Here is a 16,467-nt window from a genome sequence, read left to right as displayed (position 1 = left end):
AGTGGGACAGGTGACAGTACAGGGTGAGGCGGCATGTTATGCGGTCGATGATGCGGATTACAGCGGTGGGAACCATAGCGGTGGGGTTGGGTCTGGGGCCGGGTGGGTCGACTCGAGCCTTTGCTGCTCCTCCGCTGGGAGTGGGGTTCCAGGCGCTGGCAGGGGCTGGGATGTCGTCGCGTTCGCAAGGATATTTAGGGGTGGACATCCGGGATGTGGGGGATGAGCAGATTGCAGCCTTGAAGTTGAAAGAGTCGCGTGGAGCAGAGGTGATCCATGTGGACCATGACGGGCCTGCGGGTAAGGCGGGTCTTCGTGAGCATGATGTCATCCTGCAGGTCAATGGACAGGTGATCGAAGGCGAAGACCAGTTCAGGCGGATTCTTCGGGAGACCCCAGCGGGGAGGACTGTGACGTTGATCCTGAGCCGTGACGGGGTGCAGTTGATCATCACGACGCAGCTTGCTAATCGTCTGGAGGTAGAGCGACAGGCTTGGGAGCAGAGGTGGCGGGTACCGGTGCCTTCGGAGGAGGGAGCCGGTTCTGGCGCTTCGGTGACTCCTCCGGCTGTGGGCTCGGGGAACAGTAACGCCTCTGGTAACAGTGCGGGGACGAAGGGACAAAGCTTCTTCTCTCCTGGGGCGGCGGCTCGGGGCGGACACAACCTGATTGGCGCCCTGAGTTTGGGATCGGCGTATACGGGCGCGATGGTTGAGACGATGGGGCCACAACTGGCTGAGTTCTTCGGCACGCCTGGGGTTGGGGTGCTGGTCCATAGTGTGGACGCCAACTCTCCGGCGGCGAATGCGGGGCTGCGGGCGGGCGATGTGGTAATACGGGCAAACGCCGTGACGTTGACCACCAGCGGGGAGTGGATGAAGATCGTTCGGGAGAATCGAGGCAAGCCAGTCCAGGTGGTAGTTCTCCGGGACAAGAAAGAGCAGACCTTGACCCTCGTTCCGGACAGCAAGAAGCGGTCAAGCGTGGAGCCGCAGCGAGACGAAGATGGGAAGGCCAGCGCAATCGCAGCGGCTTCGCGGCTGGGATTTTCATTTCGGTAGTTTGAGTCGTTACGGTCGGGCAGGCGTGCCCGTTTTGCTGTGAGGATTTATACTTAGAGGGATGACGCAGGCCGCTCAGATCTCTCCTACTACGACTACAATCAGCCGTCCGATGCCCTTGAAGCGGCGTTTAAGGGCTGTGACGCGAAAGGTGCGAGAGCTGGCGTCGATCGGATCTGCGCTTGCATCGACCGGACACCCGTATATGGCGCATATTGTGCCGATGCGGCGATGCAATCTCGCCTGCACCTACTGCAATGAGTTTGATGACGTCTCGGATCCCGTGCCGCTGGATGAGATGCTGCGCCGGATCGACGATCTGGGACGGCTGGGAACTTCAGTGATCACCATCTCGGGTGGGGAACCCCTGCTCCATCCGGAGCTCGACCAGATTATTGCGAGGATTCGCAAGACGGGCGCGATAGCCGGCATGATCACGAACGGCTATCTCCTGATGCCAGACCGAATTAAGCGGTTGAATGCAGCCGGACTGGATCACATGCAGATCTCGATCGACAATGTGATGCCGGATGCGGTCTCGAAGAAGAGTTTGAAGGTGTTGGACGCGAAGCTGAGGATGTTGGCGGAACATGCTGATTTCCATGTGAACATCAACTCGGTGGTGGGCGGTGGAATTGCGAATCCTGATGATGCGCGAGTAGTGAGCGAACGGGCGCTTGGGCTGGGGTTCAGCTCGACGATTGGAATTATCCACGACGGTAGCGGGCAGTTGAAGCCTTTGGGTGAGCGGGAGCGTGGGGTGTGGGATCAGGTGAGGAACCTCACCAGGCGAAGCTACTCTCGATTCAACCACTTCCAGGAGGCGATCGCTAACGGCAAGACGAACGACTGGCGTTGCCGGGCGGGTGGACGGTACCTGTATATCTGTGAGCTAGGCTTGGTGCATTACTGCTCCCAGCAGCGAGGCTACCCGGGCGTTCCGTTGTCGGGGTATATGACGGCGGATGTGAAACGGGAGTTCCTGACCGAGAAGAGCTGTGCCCCGAACTGCACGATTAGCTGCGTGCACCAGGTGAGCTACATCGACCATTGGCGGGCTCCGCAGAAGACGTTCACGACTCCGGGAGCTTCACATGGCACTGCTGGGGCGGAGCAGTTGGTGCAGATTCGATAGAACTAGGATTGCCTTCAATTTTGGAGCCGATGCTATGCTCTTCAGGCTGATCGCGATGGCGGCACCTCACAGTGCCGCCATCGCGTATCTGCTTTAGCTTGTTACTTTTGTGGGCTTAATGGCTTTTTAAGTTTGGAGTTGGGTGCCGGGGTCGAAGCTGGGGTCTGCGCCAGCATGGTGTCGATCGTCGAGTAGAGGTAGTTGACGTCCGTGACCTGGACCCAGTTTTTCTGGCTGACTACGAAGATGGTGGGAGTCTGGCTGAGGCCGACGCGCTCGCCGAGGGTGGTATCTGCCTGAACCTCGGCGGCGAAGAGGCCATTGGGGTCGATTACAAAGGGCATGACATGACCGTGCGCCTGGAAGTACTTCTGGGTAAAGCGCTGGAGGTCATCCTTGGAACCGATCGAAGTCTGGGCGGCGAAGACGGAGCGGCGATAGTCGTCGGCGAGCTGGGGAGAGATCTTGTCCTGGATGTAACGGGCCGTGATGGCGGCGTCACGGCTCCAGATGTGCATCTTGAGGGGGAAATCGTGGCGAACCAACGGGATTTTGTACTTATCGATTGCGGCGTGAACGATGGGTGCGGCATGGGCGCAGGCCGGGCACTCGAGGTCTTCAAACTCAAAGATGGCGACTCGTGCTCCGGCAGGAGGTTTGATCACGGAGGTGTCTTTGAAGTTGTTGCCCGTGTTAGGCGGAGCGGAAGATTGTGCGAAGGCAGGGGTGGCGAACAGAAGGGCGGTAGCGAGAACGCGGGAGAGGACAGGCAGGGGCATAGATGTGAGACGCATAGAGCTGTATTTTAGTACGTTACGGTGGCTGGCCGGGACGCGTCTTAGTAGAAGGACGGTCCGGATCGGGATTTATGGATGGCCAGGTGCTTTAGGGCCATTATCGATATTTCTTATCGCGTGGGGAATAGATTTCGCAACCGAGGGTTGCGCGTGGCACTCTAACGTAGTGACTATATGACGGATAGATTGGATCGATTGCGGGCTGCGGCAAGAGTGTGGCCTTTGGGACTCGCGGTTTTTCTCGCTGTGGGGACGGTTAACGCTCAGGATACGGCGACTTTGCCGTCGGCGCCAACGCCGTCGGCGAGTTTGAAGACCCTGCCCTATGCACCAGTGGCGGCGACGGCGGGTCCGCTGCCACTGAGTCTGGATGACGCGGTGGAACGGGGTTTCCAGCATAACCTTCAGATTCTATTGGCGAAGCAGAATCAGCTCGCCGTCCACGGTGGGTTTCTTTCGGCAGGCAATGCGTTGCTGCCCAATCTGAACGCTGTGGCCAGAACCCAGACGACACAGATCAATCTTGAGGCGATGGGCTTTAAGCCAGCCACGCTGGCAGAGTTCGGGTTTGTAGGAAACTTTCCCTCTATCGTGAAGGTAGATACGACCACAATCGAATTGACGATGGACCAGGCACTCTTCAACGCGCAGGCCTACTATCTCTTTCGTGCGGCCCAGAAAGCAGAGCGTGGCGCAGAACTGACCACCTTGAATGCACGGGGCCAGTTGGTTCTAGGGGTGGGGACGTATTACCTGCGGGCGCTGGCGGATGCCTCCCAGATTGAGAATGCGCGGGCCCTGGAGAAGGCCGATGAGGTGGTGCTCCACCAAGCCACAGAATCGCACGACGCGGGAGTGGGGACAAATCTCGATGTGCTGCGAGCGAGGGTTCAACTGCAAACGCAACAGCAGGCCCTGATCAACGCCGAGAACACATGGGCGAAGGACAAGATTGCGCTGAACCGGCTGATTGGACTTCCAGCAGACCAGGAGATTCAACTGACGGATACGGCTCCGTATGCGGAGTACGCGACGCTGCCGCTGGCAGATGCATTGACGCTAGCGTATGAGCGGCGGAAGGACCTACTGAATTTACAGTCTCAGATCGATATTGCAGATCAGACTCGGAAGGCTGTTAAAGCGGAGCGTTATCCGGTACTGTCGTTTGGTGGGTACTACGGCGTCGTGGGTGAGACGCATGGGATGTACCACGGATCGTTTGTAGCGCAGGGAACGCTGAAGGTGCCGATCTTTCAAGAGGGGCAGATCCGGGGCGAGAGCGAGGTTGCGGTGGCGCAGTTGATGGCGCTGCGGCAGCAGGTGGCAAGCCTCAAGGTGACGATCGAGCAGCAAATTCGGGCTGCGATGCTGGATGTTCAGTCTTCGAACGAGTTAGTGAAGGTGGCGCGGAGTAACGTAGACCTAGCGACCGAAGCTTTGCAGGATGCGACCGACCGTTTCGCGGCAGGGGTGGACGATAATCTCCCTGTGGTACAGGCACAAGCGACGCTGGCGGATGCACAGAGCCGGCTGGTGCAGACGCTCTATCAATACAATCAGGCGAAGTTGCAACTAGCGCGGAATACCGGTGTGGTCGAGACGCAGTACAAGGTTTATCTAGGGCGATAGGATTGCGCGCCAAAGGAAGATCGGTGGTTTGCATCACATAGTAAGTGCTTTCCATTTGTAGTTCGCGGCTTAGCGTAGAACGATAAACTATTACAATATCTTGCTTTATAGGGAACTTGTGATTCCCTTCTTAATCGCGTACCTTCGATTTACGGTATATGAGAGCTCTTATCTACGGAATTTCGGGACAGGACGGAGCTTATCTAGCTCAATTTCTTCTAGAACAAGGTTACGAGGTATGGGGAGCTTCTCGAGACGCTCACCAGGGGAAGAGAGAAAATCTTCGGCGCCTGGGAATCTTGGGTGACGTAAAACTTCTATCTACTACGCTAACCGACTTTAGGAGTGTCTTGACGTCGCTGGATACCGCAGCGCCAGACGAGATCTACAACTTAGCGGGACAGAGCTCGGTCTCCCTCTCTTTTGAAGAGCCAGTCGAGACGATGCATAGCGTCTCCTTCGGCACACTCAACTTACTTGAATGCATTCGATATCGCGGAGCAAACAGTAAGTTCTATAACGCGAGTTCAAGCGAATGCTTCGGTGATGTGGGACGCTCGGTCGCTAACGAGGAGACGCCGTTTCGTCCGAAGAGCCCATACGGAGTAGCGAAGGCGGCCGCTCATTGGCAGGTCGTGAACTACCGTGAGTCTTATGGAATCTTCGCGTGCAATGGAATTCTCTTCAATCACGAATCCCCGTTGCGGCCTGCACGATTTGTTACGCGGAAGGTAATCGCGGCAGTCTCTGCAATCAAGAATGGAAGCAGCGAAAAGCTACGGCTTGGAAATACCAATATTTTGCGGGATTGGGGATGGGCTCCCGAGTATGTACAAGCGATGTGGCGCATGCTGCAACATCCCACTCCGGAAGATTTTGTCATTGCAACAGGCGAGAGCCACACACTCCACGACTTTGTAGAAGCCGCGTTTAAATCGGTGGGTAAGGATATCTCGTTGTATCTGGAAGAGGATGCGCAGATGATTCGGCCGTCCGAGATTATGTGCAGTTATGCCGACGTCTCCAAAGCTGCGCGCTTGCTAGGCTGGACCGCTAAGAACAAGATGGCGGATGTTGTAGAACTCATGCTTGCCGCCGAAGATGAGTCGAATTAGACGTAGGTGCTGGATCCATCGATAAGGTCGAAGTGCCATCGTTCCGCTCTCTAATCCTCCCTCCCAAGGAATAAGCACCTTGCAAATTTTACTAATCGGGAATTATGCCCTCGATAAGCAAGAAAGCATGCTACGTTTTGCTGTTCTTATGGAGAAAGAGTTAGTCTCTCGCGGCCATACTGTAAGACTGCTGCCCCCAGAGTCCTATCTGGGAAGAATCCAGAGTTTGGGAAGCGGTGCGGCGAAGTGGTTAGGGTATGTCGACAAATTTCTGATCTTCCCGCGCAAGCTGAAAGCTATAAAGAAGAACTTCGATGTGGTTCATATCCTCGACCACTCCAACGCGATGTATACAAAGCATATTCTGGATGTTCCGCACATCGTGACCTGTCATGACGTGCTCGCGATCAAGAGCGCTTTGGGCGAGGTTCCGCAGAACGTTGTCTCTGCGACAGGACGAAAATTTCAAGCGCTGATCCTGGCGGGATTGAAGATCGCGCAACTTTTCGTATGCGATTCGGAGTGTACGCGTCTGGATCTCTTGAGGGTGACTCAACGCGATCCGAGTTCGGCATCGACGGTCTATCTCAGTCTGAACTACCCGTACCTTCCGATGGAGCGAGGCGAAGCTCTGGCAAGACTCGACAAGCTTGGTTTCGACGGTCGAGCACCGTTCTTCATTCATGTTGGACAGTCGTCCTGGTATAAAAACAAGCTTGGCGTTCTTCAAATCTTTCGTCATTTGACGCAGTTGTTAGCGCCCGATAAATCTCGTCTGCTCTTGGTGGGTAAAGCGCTTCCAGCACCAATCGAAGAGTTCATTACCGAAAATGATTTGCAGAGTTCTATTGTGAAGCTGTCGAATCTCTCGAACGAGGATCTGAGGGCGGCGTATTCGCTGGCAGAGGGCCTGATATTTCCGTCCCTGCAGGAGGGCTTTGGGTGGCCTGTACTCGAGGCCCAGGCTTGTGGATGCCCCGTCTTTACGACGGATAAGCCACCTATGAACGAGGTCGGAGGAGCAGGAGCGGTCTATTTCGATCCGAGCGACACGGCGCGCGCCGCAGAGATCATCGCCACCGCCTTGCAGGATAAGGATTCGATCAGACAGAGAGGCCTCGCCAATGTACTTGAGTTCAGTGTCGACCAGATGATTCAGGGCTATGAGAAGGCCTATCAGCGGGCGGTCGATACGAAGAGGCATTAAGATTCGTCCAAGCAACGAAAGCATTTTTTTAATCGCAGTTCAAAGTAACTTGCACTTGGTACAGGCACCGCGCGAAGGATTCCTAAGAATGCGTGTGTATTATTGGGAATGCAAAATCGGGGAGAAAAAACAGGTCTTTCGAACGGAGATCTTGTAACAAATTTCAATCCATGGGCGATCTCAAAGCGGTTCGTCGTACCACTCCGCTGACGACGGGTACTTCATTCAGGGCCGCGTTCAGTTCCAGGGATTTTCGTCTGTATCAGGCGGCGCGGCTGATGGTGATTCTGGGGGCCGAAGCGCAATCGGTAGCGGTGGCGTGGCAGGTGTATGCGATGACGCATTCAGCGTTGGACCTCGGATATACGGGGTTGGCGTTGTTTTTGCCTGGCATCTTCTGTGTATTACCTGCGGGGCATGCCGCGGACCGATATGACCGGCGCCGCATCATCCTGGGATGTTACGGATTGCAGGCGATATGTACGCTGCTACTCCTGTGGCTGTCGCTAAGCCCGGCAATGCTAGCGGCAGGACGGGTGTGGCCTATCTACGCGGTACTCATCGGGATTGGGTTGGGCAGGGCGTTCAGCGGGCCAGCGTCGAGTGCGATGCTCCCCAGCCTGGTAAAGAAGGAACACTTCGTAAATGCCGTGACATGGGGCGCCACGGTATATCAGATTGCAAATATGGCAGGGCCGGCTGTGGGTGGGCTGCTCTTTACGGTGCCGCTGGCAGGGGTTCTGGTGGACTGGCGTGGGGCTCCGGTGGTCTATGCCTTTACGCTGTTTACGCTGCTTGCCTTCATCGTGCTGGTGGGGATGATTCGGACGCCGTTGGTGAGCAAAGAGCAGAAGGCTTTCAGCATACGGACGGTGCTGGCGGGTCTGGAGTATGTCTGGAAGACCAAGCTCCTGTTGGGGTCGATCTCGCTGGATCTGTTTGCGGTGCTGCTTGGAGGCGCGGTGGCGCTGCTACCGATCTTTGCGACGGATATCCTGCACGCAGGTCCACAGGGCTTGGGGCTGCTCAGGGCCATGCCGAGCCTGGGAGCGTTGGGGGTGAGTCTGACGATGCTGGTGCGGCCGATCAAGCGCCGCGCGGGCGTCACGATGATGACATGCGTGGGCATCTTTGGGGCGGCGACGGTCGTATTCGGGCTCTCGAAGAGCATTTGGCTCAGCGGGGCGGCGCTGGTAGTGGTGGGAGCGAGCGATATGGTGAGCGTGGTTGTGCGTTCCAGCATTCTGCAACTGGCGACTCCGCCGGAGATGCGCGGGAGAGTCAGCGCGGTGAACTGGCTGTTTATTGGCGCCTCGAACGAGTTTGGGGAGTTCGAGAGCGGCTTGACGGCGCAGTGGTGGGGAGCGGTCCGGGCCGTGGTGATCGGTGGTATCGCTTCGATGGTCGTTACGGCCAGCGCGGCGGGGGTATTTCCGCAACTGAGGAAGGCCGATGAGCTGACGGCCGATGAGCTGATGGCCTCGGAGCGGGAGTTGAGCGGTTCGGAGCCGGTGAACTAGAGTTCACGGTTATCAGGCAAAATTAGGTCGAGGAGGCTGTTATGGAGAGCGGGAAGAAGGCAGCAATCGGGGCCAGCGTGGTGTTGGTGCTCGCGGTAGGGATCCGTGTGGGGCTGATCTACCGGGAGAGGAATGCGCCTGCCGTCGTCAAAGCTCCGGTGAGGGAGCGAATCGCGGATGACGATCTGGTGTTTCTGAAACAGAAGCGGCCGGCATCGATGGCGGATATGAAGGATCTGTTCGGGGCCACCGTATGGATCTCGGCGGGTGGGCAACTGGAGTACTATCCGGTGGCTGGGAAGGTGGTTCAGTATGCGAAGAGCGCCGGGACGCTGCTGGGAGCGCAAGAGATGAAGATCAAAGGAGCGGTGGAACAGGTAGCTCCAAAGACGGCTACGTTCCGAATTCCAGGAGGAGATAAGCAGGTACTCCTCCTGTTCACACTTCCCGCCGCTGCCGATGCCACGAAGGAGTATGCGGCTCCGGTAGGGTATCGACAGGATGGACAGTACACGTTTTATACGGACGAGATCTTCTTTTACGACGATCCTCATGAGCTGTACAAGCATTGGGGCCCGGAGATCTGGAAGGCGGTGGATGAACATCGCGTGATCCTGGGGATGAACGAGCGGCAAGTACAGCTCTCGCTGGGGCAGGTCAGCAAGAGCAATAGCAAAGAATATGGGAACCGCATGGTGGTGTTCGCGAATTTGGGCAAACCGATGGCGGTCACGTTTGTGAAGAACAAGGCGACCGCGGTGCGGGAGGATCAAGGCTATTGATAGCCTATCTTTAGGCTACCTGTGGCGAGAACAGTTTAGTCCTGGTCGACTTCGAGGTAGTTGTCGAGGTGGTCTTTGACCACGCGATAGCACTCGCAAGCGCGCTTTTCGAGACCGAGCCGATCCAGAATAATGACCTTTCCGCGACTGTATTGGATCAGACCTGCGTTCTGGAGATGTTCTGCGGCGACGCTGACGGTAGAGCGATTGCTCCCCAGCATGTCGGCCAGATATTCATGGGTGAGAGGAAGAATGTGGGACTCGGAGCGGTCGCCGCAGAGCAACAGCCAGCGGGCGAGACGTTGCGAGATGTTGTGATGCGTATTGCATCCTGCGGACTGACAGGCTTGAATGAGCAGCGCCTGAACGTAGCGGAGCACAAGATCGTGAAAGCGCTCGAAACGCCCGAACTCCGCGATACCGTAATCCATACGGCAGGCGAAGCCGTAGCCTGCCATCTGCATGTAGACCTTGTTGAGGCTGCGGCGGGTTCCGATGAGAGCGGAGGCGCCCATCACAGATTCGTACCCGAAGAGGCCAACCTCAACCTGAAAACCGTCGCCGAAGGTGGTGGTCATCGAGCCAATGCCCTCTTCGATAAAGATAAGGTTATCAATGGGCTCGCCGGGGTTCTCGACCTCGCGCCCGGAGGGTAGCTGGAGGGACCTGAGTTGAAGACGTTCAATAATTTCAGGCTCGAGAGAGCAGAGAATCTTGTTCTTGAAGATGGGCGGGTTCATGTCGTCCCCCTTAGCGAGGACTGTAGCAGGTTCTGACCCTTTGTGTACGTTAGGCGACGTAGAATGACGCGTTCATGTCGGCCAAACTACAGACACCGATGGCCCGAATCTTCTAACTTTAGGGTTTACGGTCGAAGGAGGTCCTCTCTATGGCTCTCGAACCTGCACCCTCTTATCCGCATCGACGCAAACCCGATGGGATGTTCGAATCCGTTTGCCTTACCTGTTTCGCGACGATTGCAACTGCGAAACACGAGTCCGACCTTACTGAGGCCGACAAAAAGCACGTCTGCGGATCTTCTCTTTTGTCCCGAAGAGCGAGTTTGAAGCCTGTAAGGCCCAATTGACCTACAACCATCTATTTTTTAGCCAACATGGTGGGGCTAGAGTTAACATTTTGGTGGAAAGTTAGGAAAGCCCGGAGTGGACAAATGATGTCCATTCCGGGCCTTCGTATCTGGGGAGTGCTGATCAGGCAGCTTGCTTGGGTACAGAAGCTGGAGACCAGTACTTATGTTCGAGAGCGTGTTGCTCCATCACAATCTGCATGTTTTGGTTCTGGCTGTTCGAGATCCACTCCTGCATAAGATCGAGGCAAGAGTGATCGATGTAGTTGAGCTGCTCGGTGCGGAGATGGACGGTTGACCCGGCAGGGATGCTGTCGAGTACGGCGGTGATGAGTGGGATACGGACAAAGGTGGCCGAACCCTGCAGATGCAGGTTGAGGTGACCCTCAACCGCGTAAGGCTCGGTGTAGATCTTGAGGTGGGTGGCCTTATAGAGGAGCTTCAGCACGGAGAGGGTGACTCCGACAAGGACTCCAGTGAGCAGGTCGGTTGTAACAATGGTGACGAGCGTCGCCAGGTAGATAAGTACTGGGATCTTGCCGAACCGGGCCAGGTGACGAATGTCTTTCACCTTGATCAGGTTGAAGCCGGTGAAGACGAGCACCCCGGCGAGACTGCAGATCGGGACCAGACGCAGCAGTCCAGGGAAGAGGGCGACGATGGCGAGAATCCAGACGCCATGCAGAATCGCCGAGAGACGGCTGGTCGCTCCTGCCTGAACATTGGCTGAGCTGCGAACGATCACGCCGGTCATAGGGATAGAGCCGACGAATCCGCAGAGAGTGTTGCCGATGCCTTGGGCGATGAGCTCACGATCGTAGTTGGTCTTGATCGGAGAGGCGAAGCTCGCCTGCATCTTATCGACGGCAGCAGCGGAGAGGAGGGTCTCCGCGCTGGCGATGAAGGCGATGGCCAACGCTGAGCCGATGATTCCGCGGTCAAGGTGGGTCAGGCTAGTCAGAGTGGGGAGCGAGATGACGTCGAGGAGGTTGCCCGGCACCTGCACGTAGTTCAACTGCAAGTGCATGAGCTGAGCGACGGTACTCGCCGCGACGATGCCGAGCAGAGCGCCGGGGATAAGTTTGAGCTTCTCCGGGCGAAAGCGCTGCCACAGCGTCATGATAGCGATGACCAACAGGGCGAGTAGGATGGCGCGTTCTTCAGCGCTGCCGTCGATGGGGAAGAGATCCTGGAAGATAGCCGGTCCCATGGCCTTGAGATTGGCCAGGCCGGTCCCCTTGGGCTTGTGATCCAGCATGACGTGGAACTGCTGGAGCACGATAAGCAGGCCAATCCCAGCGAGCATGCCGTGAATGACGGCAGGGGAGATGGCACGAAACCAGCGACCCGCCTTCAGGACTCCAGCGACGATCTGGACGATGCCGGCGAGTATGAGGATGGGGCCCAGGGCGGTGATGCCGTGGTCTCGGATGATCTCGAAGACGATGACCGCCAGGCCAGCGGCAGGACCGCTGACCTGGAGGGGAGAGCCGGAGAAGCAGCCCACGACGATTCCACCAATAATGCCGGTAAGAATGCCTTTGGCAGGTGACGCGCCAGAGGCGAGAGCGATCCCCATGCACAGCGGAAGTGCAACGAGGAACACGACGAGCGATGCGGAGATGTCTTTGACGTAATTAGGGCTGAGCTTCATGGGTGCTGTTCCTTAGGAGGCCATCAGTTGAAGGCGCGGTTGGACGACGGGGACCGGAGTGGTGTTGCCGTCGATAGAAAGGAAGCGGCCTTGCTGGCTGTTGAAGTTCTGGATCTCGCCCGAATGAATCTCGTAGACCCAGCCATAGATATTGAGCGTGCCCTTGGTAAGGCCGGCGGCAACCGAGGGATGTGTGCGAAGGTTTTGGATCTGGCTGACCACATTGGCGCGGGTAAGGGCGCGCAGCATCTCTTTATTGGTCCATTTCTGATGTTGAGAAGCCTCGCTCTTGAGGAGCTGTAAAGCAGAGTGAGAGTGTTGTAGCCAAGAGTCGACCGTGGGCATGCTGTCGTGCTTCTTCTCGCTCAGGACAGCCTTCATCGCACCGCAGTCGGAGTGCCCGCAGAGGATGATGTTCTGGACGTTGACGGCCATTACGGCGTACTCGATAGTTGCCGAGACGCCGCCATGGGTCTCGCCGTAGGGAGGGACGATATTCCCTGCATTGCGGCAGATAAACAGATCGCCAGGGTTGGTCTGGAGGATCATGTCTGGCACGACGCGAGAGTCGGCGCAGGTGATGAAAAGAGTGGAGGGTTTCTGGTGCTCTGCCAGCTTTTCGAAGAGGTTGGCGCGTTTGGGGAAGACGTCGGCGCGAAAGCGCTGGTATCCATCAAGGAGCTGTTGCATAGGATGATCCTCGGATCTTTGGTAACTGGTGGTGCGTTCCTGGTCAGTCCCGGCAACATATGGCTGGAATATGCCTCAAGATTGGCCATGTGTTTAGACAAGGCAAACCGCGAGAGACAGGCTCAGCTCAATGCGTATAGTGCTCTCCCCTTAATTTCGGGAAGGTCAAAGTTTTACCGGGATGTACTGGGGTGGGGTTAGGCCAGCGGAGGAGCGCGGCCAAGGTCCGGACGGAAGGACAGGGTCGAGACGATGGAAGGATCGTCCTGCGAGGAGCAGGAGATGCAGACCATCCGGGGTGCATCGAGTGCAGGAGGCGGCTGTGGGAGCAGCGCCACCAACGTGAGAGTGTGATGGTTGACTACTGTGTCGACTGGTGCCGACTCAAACGTGTAGGAGGAGTTAAGTGCAATGGTGGGGCGGTCGAACGGAATCTCGGGCTCGACCTCAGCTTCAGCCGAGGTGCGACTGCTGCTGGTGCGGGAACGGCTCAGGTCGCGCGAAGTGCGTGAAGAATGCACCGGCGCTCGATGATGGACCGTCGCCTTTTTGAGATCGTGCGGAGACGCGATGGAGCAGAGACCCAATAGAAACAGAAGTATCGTGCTCACTTGGAGACGGTGCTTCGCTACTGGATGATGATGCCTGTCCATGAGATATACGATACATCATTTCCGGAACGAGTTGGCAAGAAGGCCAAGGATCCGACGAGTGTTACAGAAATACGACAGGCAAGATCAGCCGGTATTGCGGAGCCCGGCGCTGATTCCATTGATGGTCGCGGAGATGGCGCGGTTGAGTTCGGCGGCCTCGGCAGAGTCCTGCGCCTCGGCAGGCAGGGCGCGTTTGCGGCGAATAAGTTCCACCTGGATGAGGCTCATAGGGTCGACATATGGATTGCGGAGGCGGATGGAGCGCTCGAGGACGGGATTGGTCTCAAGGAGCGCACTCTGCTGCGTAATGGCGAGCACCATCTCGCGGGTGAGATTGAACTCGACCTCGAGAGTGGTGAAGACGCGAGTACGGAGGGCCTCATCTTCTACAAGCGAGGCGTAGAGCCGAGCGATGCCAAAGTCGGCTTTGGCGAGAGCCATTTCGACGTTGCGGATGATATCGAGGAAGAGTGGGAAGTCCCGAACCATGGTCTGCAGCTGGGCAAGCCCCGCGGAGGCTCCGTTGGGGTGGGTCTCGATGAACTGGTGAAGAGCATGGCCGACTCCAAAGAAGGCGGGCACCAGTTGGCGAGACTGCATCCAGCCAAAGACCCAGGGAATGGCGCGCAGATCGGCCATGGACTTCTTGCCGGAACGTTTGGCAGGACGGGATCCGAGGCGAGCATGCTCGAGTTCGGCCACCGGGGTGGCCTGTTCGAAGTAGGTGAAGGTGTCGGGATTGTCGACGATGTGCTTCTTATAGAAAGCGAAGGAGAGAGTCGAGAGCTGATCGAGAGCGGCCTCCCAGGCGGGAAGGATCTCTCCGGTAAGGTGAGGTACGGTGGCTCCTGCCTGCAGAATAGCGTCGGGGCGGGCGAGGGCGTCGAGCGAGGCGGCGATCATCAGTTCGAGATTGCGCTCGGCGAGGATGACGTCAGAGTACTTCCAGTTGAGCACCTCGCCCTGCTCGGTCAGACGTAGCTCGCCGGTGAACGAGTTCTCTGGTTGCGCGAAGATAGCGCGGTGGGTGGGGCCGCCGCCGCGCCCTACAGTGCCTCCACGGCCGTGGAAGAGGCGGAGGTTGACGCCGCAGTCTCGGGCGACCTGGTGCAGGGCGCGGTGGGCCTTGTAGATCTCCCATGTGCTGGTGATCATGCCGCCATCTTTGTTGGAGTCGGAGTAGCCGAGCATGACCTCCTGACGGTGCTTCCACGACTGGAGCAGCGGCTGGTAGGCTTCGCTGGTCCAAAGCTCGCTCATGATAGCCGGTGCATTCTGGAGGTCTTCGATGCTCTCGAAGAGAGGGACGGGCTGCAGGCCGGGGTCGGAGTTATTGGGATCGTCCGATGCCTCGACTTTGACTCCTCCCAGGCGGGCAAGACGGAGTACATGGAGGATGTCCTCAGCCGAAGTGGCTCCGCTGATGACGTATTGACGGATCGCTTCGGGGGCGTACGTCTGTTTGAGTTCAGCGATGGTACGGAAGGTGTCGAGGACCTCGGCGGTCTGTGGTGTCAAGGCAGGGGGGAAGTGGAGAGAGCCAGGTTCCGTCGCAGCCGAAAGCTCAGCGATGGCGGCAGCGTGTACCTTGGCATGCTGGCGGATGTCGAGGGTTTGAAGATGAAGACCGTAGGTGCGGACCTCCAGCAGGAGCGGGTCGATCAGCATCTGCGACAAGCGGTGGCCCTGGTTCTGAACGAGGGAGTCACGCAGGGTGGTCAGGTCGGAGAGGAGATCGGCGGCACGGGTATACGGCGCAAGTGCGGGACGGGATGGCAGTGGGACGGAGGATTGCGGGGTGGCCCCGAGCCGCATCATGACGCAGGCGATCAGAAGGCGGACGCTCTCCTGGGGGAAGCGTTCGGCGAGTGCATTTTGGCCAGCGGAGCGGAGCTTCGCCGTGTACTGCTCGATGAGCTCGGCGACCTCTTTTGAGACGGGCACCTGCTGGGTGGAGCTCCCCAGTTGGTCGAAGATGTTCTGTAGACGGCGGCGGTAATGAATCAACAGGAGGGAGTGCGCCATGGAAAGGGCTTCGCGGGTGGCGTCAGGGGTGACAAAGGGGTTGCCGTCGCGATCCCCGCCGATCCAGGAACCAAAGCTGATCAACTGCGGAAGGTCGGCAAGACAGCCGGGAGAGGCAGCAGGAAATTCGGCTGCGAGCGCGCTGGCGACTTCTGCGTAGAGAACAGGGAGGGTGTCGAAGAGGCTTGATTCGTAGTAGTCGAGCGCCATGCGGATCTCATCGCGGACGGTGGGGCGGGCGGTGCGTGTGTCGTCGGTCTGCCACAGCGCGGTGATCTCCCCCGTGAGGTCGCGTTCCAGGGTATCGAGCTCAGGATTGGGGACAGGGATACGGTCGAGTTGCTCGAGAAGATCGGAGATGCGGCGGCGTTTGAACATGACGCTGCGCCGTGCGACCTCGGTAGGATGCGCAGTAAAGACAGGGGTAATGCAGACCTCACGGAGTAGCGCCTGCGCCTGGGGGGCGGTGACGCCGGCTTCACGGAGACGGCGCAGCGTCCCTCGAAGGCTACCGCGTTGGATCTTGTCCGGAGCCGTCTGGTTTGGGACGGCAGGCGTATCGAGAGCCGTGGAGAGGCGGCGTCGTTTGCGGTGGTTCGTCTCGGCGAGATTGATGAGCTCGAAGTAGAAGCCAAAGGCGCGCGCCAGTCGGTATGCGGTCGTTAAGTCGAAGGCGGTCACGCGGGCGATAGCTTGCTGCAGGTGGGCGGCATCTGGCGCGGAGGTGCTGCCATCGGCCTCGCGGCGCGCAATGGCGGTGCGGCGAAGCGCCTCAACCGCCTCGAATAGGGGTTCGCCAGCCTGCTCGCGCAGAACGTTGCCCAGCAGGATGCCAAGAGAGCGGACGTCGCGGCGGAGAGGTGCTTCTTTGAGGTCTGGGGTGCTCGCCTGGAGCTCAGCGAGACGATCGGACCAATTGGTGGGAGACCAAAGGGAAGGCATAGATAGATTATGCCTTGTGATGGGGAATGGCTGCTTGAGCGGATGGCCTTCGTCGTTGCCGGGGCGAGAAGGTTGCGTTCTTGTCTTCCTTTGAGAGGCGGAATTGGAATCAGCAGCGTGGCGCTATGAGCGCCGGATGGAGTCGTGAAAGGCAAGCCATGGAAAATCCC

Annotated in this window: 13 protein-coding genes; 7 read left to right on the top strand and 6 right to left on the bottom strand. The window is 57.9% G+C overall.

Annotation, left to right across the window (positions count from 1 at the left end; genetic code table 11):
* The first annotated feature begins 38 nt into the window (after window positions 1-38).
* Both HB393_RS07310 and HB393_RS07305 read left to right on the top strand, forming a co-directional pair.
* Entirely contained in the window at window positions 39-1,061 is a 1,023-nt protein-coding gene (locus HB393_RS07310) for a PDZ domain-containing protein (protein ID WP_213804485.1), read from the top strand.
* Between the two features lie 61 nt (window positions 1,062-1,122).
* Window positions 1,123-2,196, top strand: a complete 1,074-nt coding sequence (locus tag HB393_RS07305; protein WP_213804484.1) for a radical SAM protein — start codon at window positions 1,123-1,125, stop codon at window positions 2,194-2,196.
* A gap of 101 nt (window positions 2,197-2,297) precedes the next feature.
* Here HB393_RS07305 and HB393_RS07300 read toward each other — a convergent pair whose 3' ends face one another.
* Window positions 2,298-2,990: a thioredoxin domain-containing protein gene (locus HB393_RS07300; protein WP_255550879.1), complete on the bottom strand. Its 693-nt coding sequence runs from the start codon at window positions 2,988-2,990 to the stop codon at window positions 2,298-2,300.
* A 225-nt stretch (window positions 2,991-3,215) separates the two neighbouring features.
* Between HB393_RS07300 and HB393_RS07295 the strand changes: the two genes are divergently transcribed.
* The 5 genes from HB393_RS07295 (at window position 3,216) to HB393_RS07275 (ending at window position 9,246) form a co-directional block, all read left to right on the top strand.
* Window positions 3,216-4,622: a TolC family protein gene (locus HB393_RS07295; protein WP_255550878.1), complete on the top strand. Its 1,407-nt coding sequence runs from the start codon at window positions 3,216-3,218 to the stop codon at window positions 4,620-4,622.
* 158 nt (window positions 4,623-4,780) lie between these two features.
* Window positions 4,781-5,737, top strand: coding sequence for a GDP-mannose 4,6-dehydratase (locus HB393_RS07290; protein ID WP_213804482.1), 957 nt, complete (start codon window positions 4,781-4,783; stop codon window positions 5,735-5,737).
* Window positions 5,738-5,864: 127 nt separating this feature from the next.
* Window positions 5,865-6,944: a glycosyltransferase family 1 protein gene (locus tag HB393_RS07285; RefSeq protein ID WP_213804481.1), complete on the top strand. Its 1,080-nt coding sequence runs from the start codon at window positions 5,865-5,867 to the stop codon at window positions 6,942-6,944.
* Between the two features lie 170 nt (window positions 6,945-7,114).
* Entirely contained in the window at window positions 7,115-8,464 is a 1,350-nt protein-coding gene (locus HB393_RS07280) for an MFS transporter (RefSeq protein ID WP_213804480.1), read from the top strand.
* 41 nt (window positions 8,465-8,505) lie between these two features.
* Complete coding sequence (locus tag HB393_RS07275; protein WP_213804479.1) at window positions 8,506-9,246, top strand: hypothetical protein; 741 nt, start codon at window positions 8,506-8,508, stop codon at window positions 9,244-9,246.
* A gap of 35 nt (window positions 9,247-9,281) precedes the next feature.
* Here HB393_RS07275 and HB393_RS07270 read toward each other — a convergent pair whose 3' ends face one another.
* The 5 genes from HB393_RS07270 to HB393_RS07250 all read right to left on the bottom strand — a co-directional run bounded on the left by HB393_RS07270 (window position 9,282) and on the right by HB393_RS07250 (window position 16,297).
* A complete protein-coding gene (locus tag HB393_RS07270) occupies window positions 9,282-9,986 on the bottom strand; it encodes a Crp/Fnr family transcriptional regulator (protein ID WP_213804478.1) in 705 nt (234 codons plus the stop codon).
* A 471-nt stretch (window positions 9,987-10,457) separates the two neighbouring features.
* Window positions 10,458-11,987: a SulP family inorganic anion transporter gene (locus HB393_RS07265; protein WP_213804477.1), complete on the bottom strand. Its 1,530-nt coding sequence runs from the start codon at window positions 11,985-11,987 to the stop codon at window positions 10,458-10,460.
* 12 nt (window positions 11,988-11,999) lie between these two features.
* Complete coding sequence (locus tag HB393_RS07260) at window positions 12,000-12,677, bottom strand: carbonic anhydrase (protein WP_213804476.1); 678 nt, start codon at window positions 12,675-12,677, stop codon at window positions 12,000-12,002.
* Window positions 12,678-12,874: 197 nt separating this feature from the next.
* Window positions 12,875-13,288 carry a hypothetical protein gene (locus tag HB393_RS07255; RefSeq protein ID WP_213804475.1) on the bottom strand — a complete coding sequence of 138 codons (414 nt, stop codon included), beginning with the start codon at window positions 13,286-13,288 and terminating at the stop codon, window positions 12,875-12,877.
* A 126-nt stretch (window positions 13,289-13,414) separates the two neighbouring features.
* On the bottom strand, window positions 13,415-16,297 hold the full coding sequence (locus HB393_RS07250) for a phosphoenolpyruvate carboxylase (protein ID WP_213804474.1): 2,883 nt from the start codon (window positions 16,295-16,297) through the stop codon (window positions 13,415-13,417).
* Window positions 16,298-16,467 lie beyond the last annotated feature (170 nt).

It is taken from the genome of Granulicella sp. dw_53, assembly GCF_018449545.1.
In the GTDB taxonomy this organism is placed as follows: domain Bacteria; phylum Acidobacteriota; class Terriglobia; order Terriglobales; family Acidobacteriaceae; genus Edaphobacter.
Note: the sequence above shows the minus strand (reverse complement) of the source record. Positions and strands in the feature narration are given on the sequence as shown.